This window comes from Pseudomonas sp. SID14000, from assembly GCF_002165135.1.
Taxonomy (GTDB): domain Bacteria; phylum Pseudomonadota; class Gammaproteobacteria; order Pseudomonadales; family Pseudomonadaceae; genus Aquipseudomonas.
Genome location: NZ_NFZQ01000183.1, coordinates 1 through 381 on the forward strand (window position 1 = coordinate 1; position 381 = coordinate 381).

1 pseudogene is annotated in these 381 nt (G+C 69.3%); it reads right to left on the reverse strand.

What is annotated here, in order from left to right:
• Positions 1-381, reverse strand: a pseudogene (locus CAY82_RS27855) (amidophosphoribosyltransferase); the annotation flags it as partial.

The following is a 381-nucleotide window of genomic DNA, read 5'->3' on the forward strand; positions in this document are numbered from 1 at the left end:
GTACACGCCGCTGAAGCACGCCGTGCACAGCTGCGACGCGGGCTGCTCGGTCGCAGCGATCATGCCGTCCTCCGACAGGTATCCGAGCGAGTCGGCGCCGAGAGACTGCGCGATCTCACGCACCCCCAGGCCGTTCGCGATGAGCTCGGCGCGCGACGCGAAGTCGATGCCGTAGAAGGACGGCCACTTCACCGGCGGCGCCGTGATGCGGATGTGGACCTCGGCCGCACCGGCCTCCCGCAGCATCCGCACGAGCGCGCGCTGCGTGTTGCCGCGCACGATTGTGTCGTCGACGACCACGAGGCGCTTGCCGCGGATGACGTCCTTCAGCGGGTTGAGCTTGAGACGGATCCCCAGCTGACGCAGCGTCTGCGACGGCTG